We start from the raw sequence: 19,213 nt of genomic DNA on the forward strand, positions 1-19,213 counted from the left end.
ACCGCCGTCAATCGACCTCCGCGCATTGAGCAAATATCTGTTCCAACGTAGGGTCGGCTTGGCGGCAGACTATCCGGTGAGGTCGAATAGGAAACGTGGACTTCTCATATCCAGCGGAGGTGGAACGCTTCCGCGATGAGCTGCGTACCTGGCTGTCGGCGAATCTGACCGACGAATTGCGCGCCGCCCGGCGGCCGTCGGCCCGCGACGACGCCACCTTCGGCAAGCTGCGCGCGTGGGACGCCACCGCTGCTGATGCCGGCTGGGGCGCGGTCTCCTGGCCCCGCGAGTACGGCGGCCGGGGCGCCACGGTACTCGAACAGCTCGTCTTCACCGAGGAAACCACCCGGGCGCGAGCGCCGTTGCCGCTCAACGTCATCGGGATGAACAACATCGCGCCGGCCATCATGCAATACGGTACCGAGCAGCAGAAGACCACCTTGCTGCCCCGGATGATGCGCGCGGACGACATTTGGTGCCAAGGCATGTCGGAACCGGAAGCCGGATCCGATCTGGCGGCGCTGCGGACCAAGGCGGTCCGTGACGGCGACGACTTCGTGGTGTCCGGTCAGAAGATCTGGACCTCGCTGGGCCACAAGGCGAATTGGTGCCAACTGTATGTGCGCACCGACCCGGATGCCCCGAAGCACCGGGGGATCTCCTGCTTGATCGTGGACATGAGCTTGCCCGGAATCCAAGCCCGTCCGCTGGTGACGCTGAACGGCGACTCGGACTTCGCCGAGGTCTTCTTCCACGACGTGCGGGTGCCCGCCGATGCGCTGCTCGGTCCGCTCAACGCCGGCTGGCAGGTCGCCACCACCACGTTGAGCCACGAGCGCGCCGGCGCAGCCCGGTTGTACGCGGAATTGCATGTGCGACTTGACGAATTGGTGGCCGACTTCGCAGCGGCGGACTCCTCGGGCAGCGTGCTCGACGACCCGGTGGTGTTGTGCCGGCTCGGTGAGCTCGGCGTCCGGATCAAGTATCTGGAAGTGCTGTGCCAGCGTTCGATCTCGGCCACACTGCACGGTGGCGACCCGCTCGGGTCGGCCAGCCTGGCCAAGACGGTGTGGGGCGAGATCGGCCAGGACCTGTCCGAGCTCGCATTCGACGTGCTGGGCACCCGCGGCGGCCACTGGGCCGACTACCGGCTGTCGTCGCGCTCACTGACCATCGCCGGCGGTACCAGTCAGATCAACAAGAACATCACCGCACAGCGAGTCCTGGGGCTGCCGCGCAAATGAACCTCGAACTGAGCGACGAACAGGTCGCGCTGCGCGACACGGTGCGCCGCTTTCTTGCGGAGCGAGCATCGATTTCGGAGCATGTACGGCCCCTACTCGACGACCCGACCGGCATCACGGAGCCGGTGTGGCGCGGTCTTGCCGAGCTCGGGGCGACGGGCCTGCTCGTGCCCGAGGAACACGGCGGTGCCGGTACGACGATGGTCGAAGCGGGCGTCGTCGCCGAAGAACTCGGCGCCGCCCTGCACCCGGGCCCATGGCTGTCGACGGCCGTCGCGGCCACCCGCCTACTAACCCGACTCGGCGGTCAACCCGCCTCGCGGATCCTCGCGCAGATCGCCGACGGCACCGCCATCGTGACGGTGGCGGGACTGGGCGAGCAGCCGGCCGCGGTCTCGGTCCGAGACGGGGGTTTCTTCGTCAGTTCGCCCGCACTGGTCGCGCCCGACGCGGCGGCCGCGGAGTTGCTGCTGATATCCGCAGTAGGCCCCGACGGCACCGGTGTATTCGCGGTCAAGACCACCGGGCCCGGCGTCTCGGTGATCCCCGAGCGCGGAATCGACAAGACCCGCAAGCAGTTTGGCGTCGAGTTGGCCGATGCCGAGGCGCAGTACCTGGGCGCATTGACGCCCGACGACGTCGCCGCGGTGATCGATGACCTGCTCATCGCGACCGCCGCCGACGCGCTCGGGGCCGCGCGCGCCGTGCTGGACATGGCCGTCGCATACGCAAAGACCCGAACGCAATTCGGAGCGCCCATCGGCTCGTTCCAGGCTGTGCAGCACCTGTGCGTGGACATGTACGAGACGGTGGAGCTGGCCCGCAGCGGCGTGGTCCACGCGTTGTGGGCTTCCGACTCGTGTCCCGCCGAGCGGCACCTGGCAGCGTTGCGGGCCAAGGCATTCGCCGGCCGGCTTGCCACCGTCGGCGACACCGCGATCCAGGTGTTCGGCGGCATCGGATACACCTGGGAACACGATGCGCACCTCTACCTCAAGCGCTTGCTGAGCTGGAGTGCGCTGCTGGGCGGCCCGGATCACTATCTCGTCGAAGTCGGCGCGCAGCTCGCCGCGGGAGGTCGACGATGATCGATTTCACCGGCCAGGTCGCGATCGTCACCGGCGCCGGACGCGGCCTCGGGCGCCGCTACGCACTGGAATTGGCCCGTCGGGGGGCCACCGTCGTGGTCAGCGACCTCGGCGGAACCATGAACGGCGACGGCTCGGACACCTCGACAACTTCAGCCGCCTCGACGCCGTGGTGAGCAACGCCGGGATCTTCAACAGCATCCCGTTCGACGAACTGTCCCCCGACGACTGGCGGCGCATGCTCACCGTGCACCTCGACGGCGGGTTCTATCTCAGTCAGCCGGCGTACCGGCTGATGAAAGCGCAGAAGTACGGCGGGTTCGTGTTCGTCTCGTCCTCCGGCGGCATGTTCGGGCAGCCGCTGGAAGCCCATTACGCCGCCGCGAAGGCCGGCTTGGTGGGCCTGTCCAATGTCATCGCCATCGAGGGGGCCGAGCACGGCATCCTGTCCAATACCGTGCTGCCATTCGGCTTTTCGCGCATGGTGACCGAAACCGTGGGAGATCAGAAAGCCCTTGACGGCCTGGGCCAGGGTTGGTTCGCCGAAAAGGACAGCGAACCGACCGCCGACGACGTGCTGGCTTGCGCCGGCCGATTCGCCCGGGTCTTCGTCGTCATCTGGCCGAAGTTTCGGCGACCGAGCCGTTCACCGTGCCGGGATCGATCTTCGAGGAAGTATTCGGTGTTGCCGCACAACTCGGCGTCACCACCTGACCGCGGCGCGCACGACGCTGGCCCGGCCGCCCATCTACGATGATGTGTGCAGCCGTGCGCACGCCCCGTAAGCAGCGCGTTCGCCGAGGGCGGTCTGATAGCCTCTAACAAAGATTTGGTTCGGCAGGAGGACGGGATTCGCATGGTGCAAACGCTGCGCCCCTCCCCGGCGACGACCCGCCGGCCATGACCGACAGCGCAATCGAAAGCGGCACCCGCCGCACCGAGATCCTCCAGACCGCCGCCGCACTGATCGCCACCTCGGGCCTGCGCACCTCGCTGCAGGAAATCGCCGATGCGGCAGGCATTCTGCCGGGCAGCCTCTATCACCACTTCGAATCCAAGGAAGCCATTCTGGTCGAGCTGATCCGCCGCTACCAGGCCGACTTGGAACACATCGGGCAAAGCGCGCAGGCGAAGCTGGACGAGCCGGACTCACGACCGCCCGCCGAGAAGATCGTTGAATTGGGGCGCGCGATCGCCAACTGTGCGGTGCGGCATCGCGCCGCACTGCAGATGTCGTTCTACGAGGGGCCCAGCGCCGATCCCGAGCTGATGCGGCTGACGCAGCAGCGCCCCGTCGCTATGCAGGAGGCGATGCTGCAGACGCTGCGCGCCGCCCGGTGGAGCGGCTACATCAAGGCCGATGTCGACCTGCCCATCCTGGCCGACCGCATCTGCCAGACCATGCTGCAGGTCGGGCTCGACGTCATGCGGGCCAACTCGTCGGCCGATCAGGTGGCCGCACTGCTCTGCCGAATCATGTTGCAGGGTCTGGCATCCCGTCCTCCCACGGATCGGGTGCTGGATCGGTCCAAGGCGTTTGCCGCGGCCAGTGCGGTCATCGAGTCCTGGGCCGACGACAGCGAGGCCGACCCCAGCGACAAGGCGGCACACCTGCGCGCCGTCGCACGGACGGAGTTCGGCCGCAAGGGTTATGAGGTCACCACGATCCGCGACATCGCCGCCGCGGCCGGTCTGGGCACTGGGACGGTCTACCGAGTGATCGGCTCCAAAGACGAACTGCTGGCCTCGATCATGCGTTCATTCGGCCAGAAAGTCGAAGCGGGTTGGGTCGACGTGCTGCGCTCGAATGCGACGCCGATCGAGAAGCTCGACGCCTTGAGCTGGGTCAACGTCAATGCGCTGGACCAGTTTTCGGACGAATTCCGCATCCAGCTGGCCTGGATGCGGCAGTCGCCGCCGCGGGACACGGTAAACCCGGGCTGGTCGTACACCACCCGGTTGCGTCAGATGAAATCGTTGCTGTCCGAAGGCATTCGGTCGGAAGAGATACGTGCCGACACCGGTTCCACCACGATGCTGGCCCGCTGCGTCATCGGGATGCAGTGGATCCCGGAGAACATTCTGCGCGAGGTGGGCACCCGCACGTCGTTGTTGCTGGCGCGCGACACCGTCGTGCGCGGTGTGGCAGTACGCGGTAAATAGCGTCCCTCGGGGAGCCCGCCGGGCACAACCAAGCGGTCATCGATGCGCGAAAGATCCGCCCTCAGTTCAGTTTCGGCCTAGGTGGCGCGTAACGTCGGAAAGATGATGCATATCATCGTCATCGGCGGCCACGGCAAGGTCGCGTTGCAGCTGGCCAGGATCCTGACCGAACGCGGTGACCAAGTCACCTCGGTGTTCCGCAACCCCGGCCACACCGACGAGGTCGCCGCCACCGGCGCCAAACCGGTCACCGCCGACATCGAGCAGCTTGACACCGAGGCGCTGGCCGACCTGCTGGCCGGCCACGACGCCGTCGTCTTCTCCGCCGGGGCCGGCGGTGGCGATCCGGCGCGGACCTACGCCGTCGACCGGGACGCCGCGATCCGCGTGATCGACGCCGCGGCACGGGCAAACGTCAAGCGCTTCGTCATGGTGTCGTACTTCGGAGCGGGCCCCAACCACGGTGTATCGCCGGAGGATTCGTTCTTCGCTTACGCCGAGGCGAAAGCCGCCGCCGATGCCCACCTACGTGCCACCGATCTCGACTGGACGGTGCTCGGGCCCGGCCGGCTGACGCTGGATTCCGGCACCGGCCACATCGAGGTGGACAAAGCCAAGGGTGAGGTTTCGCGCGCGGACGTCGCGGCCGTCGTCGCCGCGGCCCTGCAGGACGACTCCACCATCGGGCGGACCATCAACTTCAACAACGGCGAGGTTCCCATCGCCGAAGCGCTGGCAACCGCATGACCGTGAACCGCTGACCGCAGGCGCGGAGTACGCTGATTTCCGCAGCTGGTCTGCCGTCGCCTCACGGCGCCGGCATCGAGTGCGGCACCTGAGCCGCACGAGAGGGAACCCGGTGAGAATCCGGGACTGTCCCGCAGCGGTAAGCAGGAACGACCGCCGTCCCAGCAAGCACTGGTCCCCGAAAGGACCGGGAAGCGACGGCCATTAGGAGCACCGGCACGGGTGCGCGCCTGCGAGTCCGAAGACCTGCCAGTTGTGCCGGACGCGCCGCGTCCGGCGGCACATCGCCTCGTGGAATGGGCGTTTGGCCGAAGCTGTTGCGGTTAATGCACTGCGAGGTTGCCGCCGCAACGCGATCGGCTGCGCGTCCGCGGGCGGTGACCACCCGTCGATTGAAGGACCGCAAGTGACCACACAACCATTTTCCGCAACCATTACCGGTTCACCCCGTATCGGCCCCCGGCGCGAGCTCAAGCGCGCCACCGAGGGCTACTGGGCCGGGCGCACCAGCCGATCCGACCTGGAGTCGGTCGCCGCAACGCTGCGCCGCGACACCTGGTCGGGCCTGGCCGCCGCCGGCCTGGACTCGGTGCCGGTGAACACCTTCTCCTACTACGACCAGATGCTCGACACCGCGGTACTGCTCGGCGCGCTGCCGGCCCGGGTGCAGGGCATCGCCGACGAGCTGGACCGTTATTTCGCGGCCGCGCGCGGCAACGACGAGGTCGCTCCGCTGGAGATGACCAAGTGGTTCGACACCAACTACCACTACCTGGTGCCCGAGATCGGGCCGTCGACCAGGTTCGCGCTGAACCCCGACAAGGTGCTCTCCGAGCTCAAAGAGGCACAGGAGCTCGGGGTTCCCGCCCGTCCCGTCGTGATCGGTCCGGTCACGTTCCTGCTGCTCAGCAAGGCCGTGGACGGCGGGGGCGCACCGATCGAGCGGTTGCAGGAGTTGGTGCCCAGCTACTCCGAATTGTTGTCGCTGCTTGCCGACTGCGGCGCCCAGTGGGTGCAGTTCGACGAACCCGCGCTGGTCACCGACATCTCCCCGGACGCCCCTGCGCTGGCTGAGGCGCTGTACAACGCGCTGGGCGCCGTCGCCAACCGGCCGGCGATCTACGTCGCCACCTATTTCGGCGATCCGGGCGCCGCCCTGGCGGCGCTGGCACGCACCCCCGTCGAGGCGATCGGTGTCGACTTCGTCTACGGTGCCGACACCGCGGTGGCCGCGGTTCCTGAGCTGGCGAACAAGACGCTGGTGGCCGGGGTCGTCGACGGCCGCAACATCTGGCGCACCGACCTGCAGGCCGCGCTGGACAAGCTGGACACGCTGCTGGGGTCGGCAGGGTCGGTAGCCGTTTCCACGTCCTGCTCCACCTTGCATGTGCCTTACTCACTCGAGCCGGAGACCGAGTTGGACGACGCGTTGCGCAGCTGGCTGGCGTTCGGCGCCGAAAAGGTGCGTGAGGTGGTGGTTTTGGCGCGTGCGTTGCGTGACGGCCGCGACTCGGTTGCCGACGAGATCGCCGCATCCAACGCCGCCGTAGCCTCCCGCCACAACGACCCGCGGCTGCACAACGACCAGGTTCGTGCCCGCATCGACTCGATCCTGGCGTCCGGAACCCACCGCGGCGACGCCGCGCGGCGCCGCGCCAGTCAGGAAGAGCGCCTGCACCTACCACCGCTGCCGACCACCACGATCGGGTCGTTCCCGCAGACCGTCGACATTCGCAAAGCCCGTGCGGCGCTGGTCGCCGGGGAGATCGACGAGGCCGAGTACACCCGCCGGATGCGGCAGGAAATCGCCGCGGTGATCGCGCTGCAGGAGCGGCTGGGACTGGACGTGCTGGTGCACGGCGAGCCGGAGCGCAACGACATGGTGCAGTACTTCGCCGAACAGCTGGAGGGGTTCTTCGCCACTAAGAACGGCTGGGTGCAGTCCTACGGCAGCCGCTGCGTCCGGCCGCCGATCCTCTACGGCGACGTCACCCGCCGGCACCCGATGACGGTGGAGTGGGCCAGGTACGCGCAGTCGCTGACCGACAAGCCGGTCAAGGGCATGCTGACCGGTCCGGTCACCATCCTGGCGTGGTCATTCGTCCGTGACGACCAGCCGCTGGCCGACACGGCAAACCAAGTGGCCCTGGCGATTCGGGATGAAACGGTGGATCTGCAGGCCGCAGGCATCGCGGTCATCCAGGTCGACGAGCCGGCGTTGCGGGAGCTGCTGCCGCTGCGTCGCGCCGATCAGGACGACTACCTGCGCTGGGCGGTCGGTGCGTTCCGGCTGGCCACCTCCGGTGTCGACGACTCGACCCAGATCCACACCCACCTGTGCTACTCGGAGTTCGGCGACGTGATCGGTGCGATCGCCGACCTGGACGCCGACGTCACCTCCATCGAGGCGGCCCGCTCGCACATGGAGGTGCTCGACGACCTCAACGCGATCGGCTTCTCCAACAGCGTCGGACCGGGTGTCTACGACATCCACTCGCCGCGGGTGCCCAGTACCCGGGAGATGGCCGAGTCGCTGCGGGCGGCGTTGAAAGCCGTTCCCGCGGAACGTCTTTGGGTGAACCCGGATTGCGGCCTGAAAACGCGCAACACCGACGAGGTGACGGCGTCGCTGGAGCACATGGTCGCGGCCGCCGAAGAGGTACGGGCCGGGGCATAACTGACCCGTGTGCGCCGAGCGTCACGCCAGCGTGGCGCTCGGCGTCCACCGTCACGCTGGCGTGACGCTGGGCGCAGAAAGGGTGCCGCCGGGCGCAGGAAACTCAGGTCTCCACGTAGACGGGCACCTCGTCGTCCCACGGCTGCCGCGTCACCATGTCGGCGACCCGCACGTAGCCGTGCTCGAATTCGCCGGTGGCGGCGTCGACCAACCGATAGCGCTGGGTCTGCCGGTGGATCGGCTGGGCGTCGAGCAGCACCACCCGCACCTCGCCGGGTTCGAATTGGCAGCGCCGCTGCATGGCTGCGATCAACTGCTCGTTGTGCATGTGGCCGTCACCGAAGTTCCAGCCGATGGCGGTGCTGCAGATTCGCTCACCGTCGGTGAGGACGTAGTCGTCTTCGTTCTGTCCGGCCATCGCGCGGTGCGCCAGGGTGAACAACGCCCGGCCGTGAGTGTTCATGGCACGGAACGCATATCCGAGATACATCGGGATCTGGGCGCGGTCCTTGCCGTAGAAGCGCTCCAGTTGTGCTTGCGGCATGCTGGCGATCGCGATGACGCCGCGGCTGATCTTGTCGGCCGCGGACGGCTTGATGCACCACAGGGTGGTGTCCCAGTTGCCGGCGTAGTACCGCATGCCGGGCAGGAACGAGATCTTGCGCGGGAACAGGTTTCCCGCGATCACGATGCTCACCAGCAGGCCGAACAGGATCGCCACCGCCACAGGGTGTTTGGCGTTGCTGAAGCCGACGCCGGCGTGCCCCACGAACAGCGACAGCACACCGAAGATCATGAACACGTTCCACTCCAGCGGCACCCCCATCGGGATCGCGGTCAGGATGCCCAGATGGAAGCACACCATCACGATCGCGGCCACCGTGGTGGGCCAGCCGCCGTGGGAGAAGAACAGCACCAGCGGCACGAACATCTCGATCAAAGTGCTGACGTGTGCGAACAGCCGCGAGAGCAGGCCGGGCCGCAGGTCGTCGGGGAACTTCTCGAAGAACATCCGTTTGATGAAACGGGGTCGGAACAGCGGGTTGTTGGACATCATCGTGGAGATGACGAACGGGAAGTGTTTGTTCAGTTTGGATGTGGCCGCGCCCATCCAGATCACCAGGAACACCAGCTTGGCGGCGACGATCATGTCGGGGGCACCGAACAGGAAGGTCACCGTCAGCGACCCGTAAACCTCGCCGCGGGCGGCCAGGAAGATCACTTTGTCGCGCAGCCCCGCGGCGCCCAGCACCACCAGGATCGACACGATCTGCCAGGTCGGCAGCACCCCGACCTTGCTGCCCAACTCCGGCATCGGACCGCTGCCATCGGTGAACAACGCGGTCACCAGCAGGATCAGCAGCAACGCGTAGAGCGCGACATCCAGTGGCTTGCGTTTGGTGCCGTAGGTCATGGGTACGCGGTCCGGCCAGGGTGGCAGCCGGATGGTGCCGAACCGCAGCCAGTACAGGATCGAGCCCATCGGCGGGAAGAACCGGTTGTTCAGCGGACCGAACCCGCAGCCCAGGCCGACCACCTCGAACAGCATCGTGTACAGCACGACCTTTTCGAAGACGATCGGCTCGGCGTACCAGGCCCGGACGTTGGTGAAACCGTCTATCCCCTTGGTGCTGAAGACAATCAGCCAGGCGAACAGAATGTAGAGCAGGATCTTGCCGACGTAGAACAGGTGCATCACCACCGGCGTGCCGAAGCCCACCTCGGCCCAGTGCCGGGCCATCGGGCGAATCTTCTCGGCCCGGGTGCCCTTGCTCCATTCCTCGATGTCGACCTCTGGCAGTTGGGGCTTGAGGAATCCCATGGTTTGACAGACTAGAACGTGTTCTAGCTACGGGGCGAGTTCTTCGCCGACAATCCTTTGTCAGTAGCTCCGGCCGGGGATACCGTGGTTCGACGGCGAGCTAGGGAAGGAGACGCCATGCGCCGGATTCGCACATCGATGTTGCTCCTCGCTGCCGGGTCGATCGCGTTCGCGACCGGCACCGGCACGGCCCACGCCCAACCTCCGTCCGCGGGTGACTCGTGCACCACGCTGCACGCCACCACCAAGGACGCCGACGGCCAGACGATGTGGTGCAACCCGACGATGACCGGCAACCACAGCCTGGTCTGGCAGTACGGCGGCCCAGGCTAGAGGGACTCAGGACGGCGCACCGGGAGGCAGGAACGGCAGGCCCGGCGGGCAGCCGTGACGGGCCAGACCCAACAACGCATCGACGTCCAGGTAGCGTTCGACGAGGTCGCCGAGCAGGTCGAGGCGCCGCTCCCGGGCGTCCGAAAAGCAGGCGCCCGAAGACAATCCGAGCGTCTCGCGCAGAAACGCCGAGCGGAAGCCGTCGTCTTCCAGCGAGCCGTGCCACATGGTGCCAAATACCGCGCCGTCGCGCGCCCCACCGAGGAACTCCTCGACCGGACCTGCCCGGGCGACCCTGCCGTGGTGGATCTCGTATCCGGACGCCGGCACGCCGAGGCCTTCGCCACGCGGTAACCGCAGCACCTTGTCGGCACTGAAAGTGGTTGCCACATCGAGCAATCCCAGGCCGACGACTTCGCCCTGCGAACCCTCGACACGCTCCGGGTCACGGATCACCCGGCCCAGCATCTGGAATCCGCCGCAGATGCCCAGCACCGGCTTGCCCGCCCGCGCATGCGCCAGCACCGCGCGGTCCAAACCCCGCGCCCGCAGCCAGGCCAGGTCCGCGATGGTGGCGCGAGTGCCGGGCAACACGATCAGGTCGGCGCCGTCGAGCGCGCGCGGGTCGGCGGCGAACACGACGTCGAGGGCGGGCTCCAAGCCCAGCGCGTCGACATCGGTGAAGTTGCTGATCCGCGGCAGCCGCACCACGGCCACCCGCCGCGCCGCGCTGCCCGAAGCGCGGCGGCCCTCGAGGTCCAGGGCGTCCTCGGAGTCCAGCCACAGATCGGGGTGCCAGGGCAGGGTGCCGAACACCGTTCGCCCGGTGAGACGCTCCAGATCGAGCAGTCCCGGCCTCAGCAGATCGAGTTCGCCGCGGAACTTGTTGACCACGAAACCCGCGATCAGCGCCTGGTCCTGCGCACTGAGCAGTGCGACGGTGCCCAGGAACGCGGCGAAGACGCCGCCGCGGTCGATGTCCCCCACCACCACGGTCGGCAGCCCGGCGTGGCGGGCCAGGCCCATGTTGACGTAATCGCCTGCGCGCAAATTGATTTCGGCCGGGCTGCCGGCACCTTCGGCAATGACGACGTCATAGCGGGCGGCGAGGTCGTCGAACGCCTGATGCGCGGCCTCGCCCAGCGCCCGTCGCCCCTGCAACCAGTCCGCCGAATCCAGCTCGCCCCAGGGCTTGCCCATCAGCACCACGTGGCTGCGCTGGTCGCTGCCCGGTTTGAGCAGAACCGGGTTCATCGCCACCTCGGGTGTCGCCTTGGCCGCCAGCGCCTGCACCCATTGCGCCCGTCCGATCTCCGCGCCCTCGCCGTCCGGGCCGGAACAGACCATCGAATTGTTGGACATGTTCTGCGCCTTGAACGGAGCCACCTTCACTCCGCGCCGGGCCAGCGCGCGGCACAGCCCGGCGGTCACGGTGCTTTTGCCCGCATCGCTCGTGGTTCCGGCAACCAGCAAACCCGACATCAGCACGAGCATGCCACTGCCGCTCAGCGGGTCCGCGAACGCCCGCAATTCGGTGCCGAATTCGCCTAGGCGGGCAAACGCGCAACCGGCAACGCCGAAGAAGCAAGGCCGAGCAGGCGGCGATGTCGGCGCAGGCGTTTCACCAGGGTGAGTCCGCGGCGGCGTTTCAGGCGGCGCATGCCCGGTTCGTGGAGGTCGCGGCGCGGGTGAACACGTTGCTGGACATCGCCCAGGCCAACCTCGGTGATGCCGCGGGTACCTATGTGGCTGCCGATGCCGCGGCCGCCTCGACCTACACCGGTTTCTGAGCCGGTCTGTTACCAGGGAGGATCACGCATGTCGCAGATCATGTACAACTACCCGGCGATGCTGGCGCACGCCGGGGACATGGCCGGTTACGCGGGCACGATGACGGGGCTGGGCGCCGACATCTCCGCCGAGCAGGCCGCCTTGCACAGTGCCTGGCAGGGTGACACCGGGTTGACGTATCAGGCCTGGCAGGTGCAGTGGAACCAGGCCATGGAGGATCTGGTGCGCGCGTATCAGTCGATGGCCAGCACCCACGAAGCCAACACGATGGCGATGATGGCCCGCGACCAGGCCGAAGCCGCCAAGTGGGGCGGCTAGAGGTACCCGCACTATTCCACCACCAGCAACAGATCCCCACCTTCGACATGGGCAGCGCCGGAAACCGCGACGCGCGTGACGTTTCCGGCCTTGGGTGCGGTGACGGCGGCTTCCATCTTCATCGCCTCGATCGTCGCGACGGTTTGCCCGGCTTCGACCCGGTCACCCACCTCGACGCTGACCGTCACGACTCCGGTGAACGGCGCTGGGATCTGACTGGGGTTACCGCGCTCGGCCTTCTCGGCGGCCGGTATCTGCGCAGCAATACTGTTGTCGCGCACCAGCACCGGACGCAGCTGACCGTTGATGATGCACATCACCGTGCGCATGCCGCGCTCGTCGGGCTCGGAGATGGCTTCCAGGCCGATCAGCAGTTCGACGCCGGGCTCCAGCTTGACCCGGTGCTCCTCGCCGCTGCGCAATCCGTAGAAGAACTGATTGGCGCTAAGGCTTGACGTGTCACCGTATCTGTCGCGATGATCCTCGAACTCCTTCGTGGGTCCGGGAAACAGCAACCGGTTGAGCGCAGCCTGGCGGCCGGCCCCCGGCACGGCCAACGTGCGCTCATCTTCCGACGAGATCGGCTGCTCGGTTCTGGCTGGACCTCGTCCCTGTAATGCTCTGCTACGCAACGGCTCCGGCCAGCCACCGGGTGGATCGCCGAGCTCGCCGCGCAGAAATCCGATCACCGACTCCGGGATGTCATACCGAGTCGGGTCGCGCTCGAAGTCCCGCGCGGTGATGCCGGCACCGACGAGGGCCAAGGCGAGGTCGCCGACCACCTTGCTCGACGGAGTCACCTTGACCAGGTGTCCCAGAATGGAATCCGCACCCGCGTAAGCATTTTCGATGTCCTCGAAGCGGTCGCCCAATCCCAGGGCCACCGCCTGCTGGCGCAGGTTGGACAGTTGCCCTCCCGGAATCTCGTGGGCATACACCCTTCCGGTCGGCGACGGCAGCCCGGATTCGAAGGGTGCGTACACCTTTCGCAATGCTTCCCAGTAAGGCTCCAGCGCACACACTGCGTCAAGTGACAATCCGCTGTCGTAGCTGGTATGCGCCGCAGCGGCCACGATCGAGGACAGCGCGGGCTGGCTCGTCGTTCCGGCCAGCGGCGCCGCGGCCCCGTCCACCGCGTCGGCGCCGGCTTGCCAGGCCGCCATATAGGTAGCTAGTTGTCCACCCGGGGTGTCGTGCGTGTGCACATGGATCGGCAAATCGAAACGTGACTTGAGTGCCGATACCAATGTGGTCGCGGCCGGCGCCCGCAACAACCCTGCCATATCCTTGATGGCCAATACGTGCGCACCGGCCAGGACGATCTGCTCGGCGAGCTTCAGGTAGTAGTCCAGCGTGTAGAGATTTTCGGCGGGATCACTCAGGTCACCGGTGTAGGACATGGCCACCTCGGCGACCGCCGTACCCGTCTCCCGTACGGCATCGATCGCCGGCCGCATCGAGTCGATGTTGTTGAGCGCGTCGAAGATCCGGAAGATGTCGACACCGGTTCGGGCGGCTTCGTCGACGAAGGCCGATGTGACGATCTCCGGGTAGGGCGTGTAGCCCACTGTGTTTCGGCCACGCAGCAGCATCTGCAGGCAGATGTTGGGCATCGCCTCACGAAGGGCGGCAAGCCGCTGCCACGGGTCTTCCTTCAAAAAGCGCAGCGCCACATCGTAGGTCGCCCCACCCCAGCACTCGACCGACAACAGTTGCGGCATCATCCGGGCGACGTAGGGAGCCACCTTGACCAGACCGGTGCCGCGGACCCGGGTAGCCAAGAGCGACTGATGCGCATCGCGGAATGTGGTGTCGGTGACACCGATAGAATTCGACTCCCGCAGCCACCGTGCGAACCCTTCCGGACCCAACTCGGTCAGGCGTTGCTTCGAACCCGCCGGCGGCGGCACCGTGAGATCCAGCTGCGGCAGCTTGTCACGCGGATACACCGCGGAGGGCCGCGGACCGTGCGGTTGATTGACCGTCACATCGGCCAGATATTGCAGGATCTTGGTGCCCCGGTCGGCGCTGGTGTGGGCGGTAAGCAACTGCGGGCGCTCGTCGATGAACGATGTCGTCAACCGCCCCTCGGCGAAGTCCGGATCGTCGAGCACTGCCTGCAGGAAGGCGGTGTTGGTGGTGACGCCGCGGATGCGGAACTCGGCGACGGCCCGGCGGGCCCGGCGCACAGCGGTATCGAAATCTCTTCCCCTGCAGGTTAATTTGACCAACATGGAATCGAAGTGTGCCGATACTTCAGCGCCCAGATGTGTGCCGTCATCCAAGCGGATGCCCGACCCGCCCGGAGCGCGGTAGGCGCTGATCCGTCCGGTGTCGGGGCGGAAACCGTTGGCCGGATCTTCGGTGGTGATGCGGCATTGCAGAGCCGCGCCGTGCGGGGTGATCGCCTCTTGGCTCAAACCCAGATCAGCGAGGGTCTCCCCGGCTGCAATACGGAGCTGGCTGGACACCAGGTCGACGTCGGTGATCTCTTCGGTCACCGTGTGCTCCACCTGAATACGGGGATTCATCTCGATGAATACGTGATTCCCGCGTTCGTCGAGCAGGAATTCGACGGTGCCGGCACAGGTGTAGCCGATCTGACGGGCGAATGCCACGGCGTCCGCGCAGATGCGTTCTCGTAGTTCGGCGTCCAAGTTTGGGGCCGGTGCGAGTTCGATCACCTTCTGATGCCGGCGTTGCACGCTGCAGTCACGCTCATAGAGGTGGATGACGTTTCCCTCGGCGTCGGCCAGGATCTGTACCTCGATGTGACGCGGATTGATCACCGCCTGCTCGAGAAACACGGTCGGATCACCGAAAGCGGACTCGGCTTCCCGAGACGCCGACTCGATAGCTTCGGCCAGTTCGGCGGGATCGGTCACCCGGCGCATGCCGCGGCCGCCGCCCCCGGCAACCGCCTTGACGAACAGCGGGAACTGCATCGAAGTTGCGGACGCAATCAGCTCCTCCGGCGACGAAGAAGGCGCGGCTGAGGCGAGCACGGGAAGGCCCGCCTCGCGCGCCGCAGCGACCGCCCGCGATTTGTTCCCGGTCAGTTGCAGAATCTCAACCGATGGACCCACGAAGATGATTCCGGCGGATGCGCACGCCGCCGCCAATTCTGGGTTCTCCGAGAGGAATCCGTAGCCGGGATAGATCGCGTCGGCACCGCAGGCGCGCGCCGTTGCGACGATCTCCGCCACGTTGAGATAGGCCCGTACCGGATGACCGGGCTCGCCGATCTGGTAAGACTCGTCGGCCTTTGCCCGATGGGCCGAATTTCGATCTTCGACCGGGTAGACCGCAACGGTGCCGACACCCAACTCGTAGGCGGCGCGAAAGGCACGTATCGCGATCTCACCCCGGTTCGCGACCAGAACTTTGGAGATCACCTGAGTGCACGTTGCGGTGGTCCGACGTACTCGCTGAGTGGACGGATCAACGCGTTGGAGGCGGTCTGCTCCATGATGTGGGCGGTCCACCCGGTGATCCGGCTCATCACGAAGATCGGTGTGAAGCAACCGATGTCGAAGCCCATCATGTAGTAGGCCGGCCCGGTCGGGAAGTCCAGGTTCGGCTTGATGCCGTTGGCTTTCGCCATCCCCTGCTCCAGGACGTGGTAGATGTCCAGCCATCGCTGGCCGTCCCGGACAGCCGCCACTCGTTCCAGGGCACGCTTCATGGTCGGCACCCGCGAATCGCCGTTCTTGTACACCCGGTGCCCGAATCCCATGATCTTCTCTTTGCGGGCGATCTTGCCCTGCAACCACTCCGAAGCTCTTTCGGCCGTGCCGATTTCGAGCATGTCGTGCATCACGGCTTCGTTGGCTCCGCCGTGCAGCGGTCCTTTTAAAGCTCCGATTGCCGCGGTGACCGCACTGTAGATGTCGGACTGGGTGGAGGTGACCACCCGGGCGGCGAACGTGGATGCGTTGAAGCTGTGCTCTGCATACAGCACCATCGACTGCTCGAAGGCATCGACGATCACCTGTTCGGGCACATCCCCGAAGCACATGTGCAGGAAATTCTGCGCATAGTTCATATGACTATGCGGCGCAATGGGTTCCAGGCCACGCCGGCGGCGCATGTCGGCAGCGACGATGGTGGGCAGTACGGCGTACATACGCAACGACTTCGCGTAGTTCGCTTCGACGCTGCTGTCCTCTTCTTCGGCGTCTTCGGCGCCCAGGTAGCTGATCACGGTGCGCAGCACGTCCATCGGGTGACAGGTGTCGGGCTGCTTGGCGATCAGCGACAGCAGGGAGCGATTCAACCGGCGGTTGGCGCGTTCCCGTTGGGTGAATAGTGCGAGCTGCTGATCGTTGGGCAGCTCGCCGTGCCAGAGTAGATACGCCACCTGTTCGAAACTGCAACGCGCGGCAAGGTCTTGGACCGGGTAGCCGCGGTAGGTCAGGGAGTTGGTCTCGGGGACCACCTTGGAGATGGCGGTGGTGTCGACCACGACGCCGGTCAGTCCCTTGAAAATCCGGGGTGCGTCCGCAGTTGCTTCGTTGTTGCCGCTCATGACGTGACTCCTTGCAGGGCGAAGTTGTAGATATCAGAATCGAATTGGTTGTAGTCGCTGTACCGAAGTAGCTCGTAGAGTCGGCTGCGATGTTGCATGCGGTCGATCAGATCGGATTGCGTTCCGCTGGAGGATATTTCGCGAAGTCCTACCTCTACGGCATACATGGCCAGTCGCAACGTGGTCACCGGATAGATCACCACGTTGTAACCGATGTCGGAAAGTTGTGCGACCGTGAGCAACTCAGACTTTCCGAATTCGGTCATGTTCGCGAGCAACGGCGTGTCGACCGCATCGCGGAATTGCTCGAAATCAGCCGGTGTGTTCAAGGCTTCAGTGAAGATGAGGTCGGCGCCCGCATCGGCGTATGCCTTCGCCCGGTCGATCGCCGCGGGGATTCCTTCGATGCCGGCCGCGTCGGTGCGGGCGCAGATGATGAAGTTCGGGTCGCGCCTTGCCGATACGGCGGCCCGCAACCGCTTGACCATCTCCCCGGTCGGCACCACCGCTTTGCCGTCGAGATGCCCGCAGCGTTTAGGGTTGACCTGGTCTTCCAGGTGGCAGCCGGCCAACCCCGCATCTTCGAGCACCGTCACGGTGCGCGCGGCGCTCATCGGCTCACCGAAACCGGTGTCGGCGTCGATCAGGGTGGGTAGGTCCGTCGCGCCGGCGATTTGCCCGCCGCGCACACTGACCTCGGTCAACGTGATCAAACCTATGTCGGGCAGACCCAGGTCGGCGGAGAGCACCGCACCGGACACGTACACACCGTCGAATCGCAGCTCGGCGACCAGCTTGGCAACCAGCGGTGAGAATGCTCCCGGGAAGCGTTGCAGTCGTCCACTTTCCAGCGCCCTGCGAAATCTGGCGCGCTTCTGCCCGGCGGGCACGGCGCTGCCGATCAGCCCGCTCATCCGAAGATCCCGGCCGGAATCGTCGGCGCCTTGTCCAACACGGAACGGGCGACGATGACGTTGAGCGCACCGAGCTCACCCGACTCGAGCGCAGCGAGCCCCTCGACCGCCGACAGGAAACGCTGCTGTTCGGCGTCGTCGACCACACCTTCGGCCAACTCGGCGAACTTCGCGGCGTATTGCTTGCGCTCAAAGGGCCTGGCACCCAATGGGTGTGCGTCGGCGACAGCGATCTCGTCGACGATCACCTCGCCGCTTTTCAGGGTGATCTCGGCGCGGGCACCGAACGCCTTCTCCGCGGGATCAGTCGAGTGGTAACGACGGGTCCACTCGGGGTCTTCGAGGGTGGAGATCTTGTGCCACAGCTCGACGGTGTCGGGCCGGTGCGCCCGCTCGGGCGTGTACGAGCGCTCGTGATGCCAGGTTCCGTCCTGCAACGCGACCGCGAAGATGTACATCACCGAGTGGTCCAGAGTTTCCCGGGACGCGTCCGGATCCATCTTCTGTGGGTCGCCCGCGCCGGTGCCGATCACGTAATGGGTGTGGTGGCTGGTGTGCAACACGATGGTGGCGATCTCGTCCAGGTTGCCGATCCGCTCGCGCAGCCGGCGGGCCAGGTCGATCAGGGCCTGACTCTGGTACTCCGCGGAGTGCTCCTTGGTGTAGCTGTCCAGAATCGCGCGCTTTGGCTCACCCGGTTCGGGCAGCGGCACCTGATAGGTGTGCTCGGGGCCGGACAGCAGCCAGGCGATCACCCCGTCCTCACCCTCCCAGATGGGAGCGGGCGCACCTTCGCCGCGCATCGCGCGGTCCACGGCCTCGATGGCGACCTTGCCCGCCCACGCCGGGGCGAAAGCCTTCCAGCTCGAGATCAGCCCTTTGCGGGACTGCCGGGTGGACGTCGTCAGGTGCAGTGCCTGGCCGACGGCCTGATAGATCGTCTCCTTGTCCAGGCGCAACATGGTGCCCAAACCGGCGGCCACCGACGGACCCAGATGGGCGACGTGGTCGATCTTGTGCTCGTGCAGGCAGATTCCCTTGACCAGGTCGATCTGAATCTCGTAGGCGGTTGCCAGGCCCCGGATCAAGTCCGCTCCCCCGATGCCGAGGTGCTGGGCGACAGCTACCAGCGGCGGGATGTTGTCACCGGGGTGGGAATACTCGGCAGCCAGAAATGTGTCGTGGAAGTCCAATTCGCGGACCGCGACACCGTTGGCCCAGGCTGCCCATTCCGGCGAGTAATCGCCGGTGACGCCGAAAACCTTCGCCCCCTTGGCCGATACCGGGTGTGCGAGTGCCTGTGCGCGGGCGGCGGTGACCGGCCGACGAATCACCGAGGCGGCCGACACCGCAGCGTTGTCGATGATGCGGTTGATCACCATCGACTCGGTCTCGGCCGGTACCCCCACCGGGTCCGCCGCTACCTCGGCGATCTTCCAGGCCAGGTGCTCGGTACGCGGGAAGTCGTCGGCGCTGCGCCGTGCTCGAACGTCGTGGATACGCATAAGACGCACAGTACGCAGCGCCACAACTGGGGTAAATGCACTGTAAAGGCGTAATTTTGTGTCCTTGCGGGCGCGATTTTGCA

Annotated in this window: 13 protein-coding genes, 2 pseudogenes and 1 riboswitch; of the genes and pseudogenes, 9 read left to right on the plus strand and 6 right to left on the minus strand. The window is 66.2% G+C overall.

The genetic code is table 11. The features are described from left to right. Positions 1-95 precede the first annotated feature (95 nt). The 6 genes and pseudogenes from MKCMC460_RS24255 to metE all read left to right on the plus strand — a co-directional run bounded on the left by MKCMC460_RS24255 (position 96) and on the right by metE (position 7,919). Positions 96-1,244, plus strand: a complete 1,149-nt coding sequence (locus MKCMC460_RS24255; protein WP_236977591.1) for an acyl-CoA dehydrogenase family protein — start codon at positions 96-98, stop codon at positions 1,242-1,244. Further along, positions 1,241-2,332, plus strand: a complete 1,092-nt coding sequence (locus tag MKCMC460_RS24260; RefSeq protein WP_236977592.1) for an acyl-CoA dehydrogenase family protein — start codon at positions 1,241-1,243, stop codon at positions 2,330-2,332. The genes MKCMC460_RS24255 and MKCMC460_RS24260 overlap by 4 nt, the downstream gene beginning before the upstream one ends. Then, positions 2,329-3,046 (plus strand): annotated as a pseudogene (locus tag MKCMC460_RS24265) (SDR family NAD(P)-dependent oxidoreductase). Before MKCMC460_RS24260 ends, MKCMC460_RS24265 begins: the two are co-directional and overlap by 4 nt. Before the next feature lie 186 nt (positions 3,047-3,232). Next, the gene (locus MKCMC460_RS24270) at positions 3,233-4,495 is read left to right on the plus strand and encodes a TetR/AcrR family transcriptional regulator (protein ID WP_236977593.1); all 1,263 of its coding nucleotides are present in this window, start codon (positions 3,233-3,235) and stop codon (positions 4,493-4,495) included. Between the two features lie 102 nt (positions 4,496-4,597). Further along, on the plus strand, positions 4,598-5,242 hold the full coding sequence (locus tag MKCMC460_RS24275; protein ID WP_236977594.1) for an SDR family oxidoreductase: 645 nt from the start codon (positions 4,598-4,600) through the stop codon (positions 5,240-5,242). A gap of 60 nt (positions 5,243-5,302) precedes the next feature. Then, positions 5,303-5,511: riboswitch (cobalamin riboswitch) on the plus strand. A 137-nt stretch (positions 5,512-5,648) separates the two neighbouring features. Beyond that, positions 5,649-7,919, plus strand: a complete 2,271-nt coding sequence (gene metE, locus MKCMC460_RS24280) for a 5-methyltetrahydropteroyltriglutamate--homocysteine S-methyltransferase (protein ID WP_238304953.1) — start codon at positions 5,649-5,651, stop codon at positions 7,917-7,919. Positions 7,920-8,022: 103 nt separating this feature from the next. Here the strand turns inward: metE and MKCMC460_RS24285 are convergent, their stop codons facing one another. After that, positions 8,023-9,741 carry a DUF3556 domain-containing protein gene (locus tag MKCMC460_RS24285; protein ID WP_236977595.1) on the minus strand — a complete coding sequence of 573 codons (1,719 nt, stop codon included), beginning with the start codon at positions 9,739-9,741 and terminating at the stop codon, positions 8,023-8,025. Positions 9,742-9,858: 117 nt separating this feature from the next. On the opposite strand from MKCMC460_RS24285, the gene MKCMC460_RS24290 reads away from it, so the two are divergent. Continuing rightward, positions 9,859-10,074, plus strand: a complete 216-nt coding sequence (locus MKCMC460_RS24290) for a hypothetical protein (protein ID WP_236977596.1) — start codon at positions 9,859-9,861, stop codon at positions 10,072-10,074. A 6-nt stretch (positions 10,075-10,080) separates the two neighbouring features. Here the strand turns inward: MKCMC460_RS24290 and MKCMC460_RS24295 are convergent, their stop codons facing one another. Next, complete coding sequence (locus MKCMC460_RS24295; RefSeq protein ID WP_238304954.1) at positions 10,081-11,556, minus strand: cobyric acid synthase; 1,476 nt, start codon at positions 11,554-11,556, stop codon at positions 10,081-10,083. Between the two features lie 104 nt (positions 11,557-11,660). Here MKCMC460_RS24295 and esxG point away from each other — a divergent pair. Both esxG and MKCMC460_RS24305 read left to right on the plus strand, forming a co-directional pair. Next, positions 11,661-11,864 (plus strand): annotated as a pseudogene (gene esxG / locus MKCMC460_RS24300) (type VII secretion system protein EsxG); the annotation flags it as partial. 28 nt (positions 11,865-11,892) lie between these two features. Further along, positions 11,893-12,183 carry a WXG100 family type VII secretion target gene (locus MKCMC460_RS24305; RefSeq protein WP_236977597.1) on the plus strand — a complete coding sequence of 97 codons (291 nt, stop codon included), beginning with the start codon at positions 11,893-11,895 and terminating at the stop codon, positions 12,181-12,183. 11 nt (positions 12,184-12,194) lie between these two features. Here the strand turns inward: MKCMC460_RS24305 and MKCMC460_RS24310 are convergent, their stop codons facing one another. Genes MKCMC460_RS24310 through prpD form a run of 4 tightly spaced genes read right to left on the minus strand, consistent with a single transcriptional unit; the run spans position 12,195 to position 19,130 of the window. Then, a complete protein-coding gene (locus MKCMC460_RS24310; protein WP_236977598.1) occupies positions 12,195-15,578 on the minus strand; it encodes a pyruvate carboxylase in 3,384 nt (1,127 codons plus the stop codon). Continuing rightward, positions 15,575-16,711: a bifunctional 2-methylcitrate synthase/citrate synthase gene (locus MKCMC460_RS24315; protein WP_236977599.1), complete on the minus strand. Its 1,137-nt coding sequence runs from the start codon at positions 16,709-16,711 to the stop codon at positions 15,575-15,577. Before MKCMC460_RS24315 ends, MKCMC460_RS24310 begins: the two co-directional genes overlap by 4 nt. Continuing rightward, a complete protein-coding gene (gene prpB / locus MKCMC460_RS24320; RefSeq protein ID WP_238304955.1) occupies positions 16,708-17,625 on the minus strand; it encodes a methylisocitrate lyase in 918 nt (305 codons plus the stop codon). Before prpB ends, MKCMC460_RS24315 begins: the two co-directional genes overlap by 4 nt. Then, positions 17,622-19,130 carry a 2-methylcitrate dehydratase PrpD gene (prpD, locus tag MKCMC460_RS24325; RefSeq protein WP_236977600.1) on the minus strand — a complete coding sequence of 503 codons (1,509 nt, stop codon included), beginning with the start codon at positions 19,128-19,130 and terminating at the stop codon, positions 17,622-17,624. The genes prpB and prpD overlap by 4 nt, the downstream gene beginning before the upstream one ends. Positions 19,131-19,213 lie beyond the last annotated feature (83 nt).

The organism is Mycobacterium sp. 20KCMC460 (assembly GCF_022179425.1).
GTDB lineage: Bacteria > Actinomycetota > Actinomycetes > Mycobacteriales > Mycobacteriaceae > Mycobacterium > Mycobacterium kiyosense.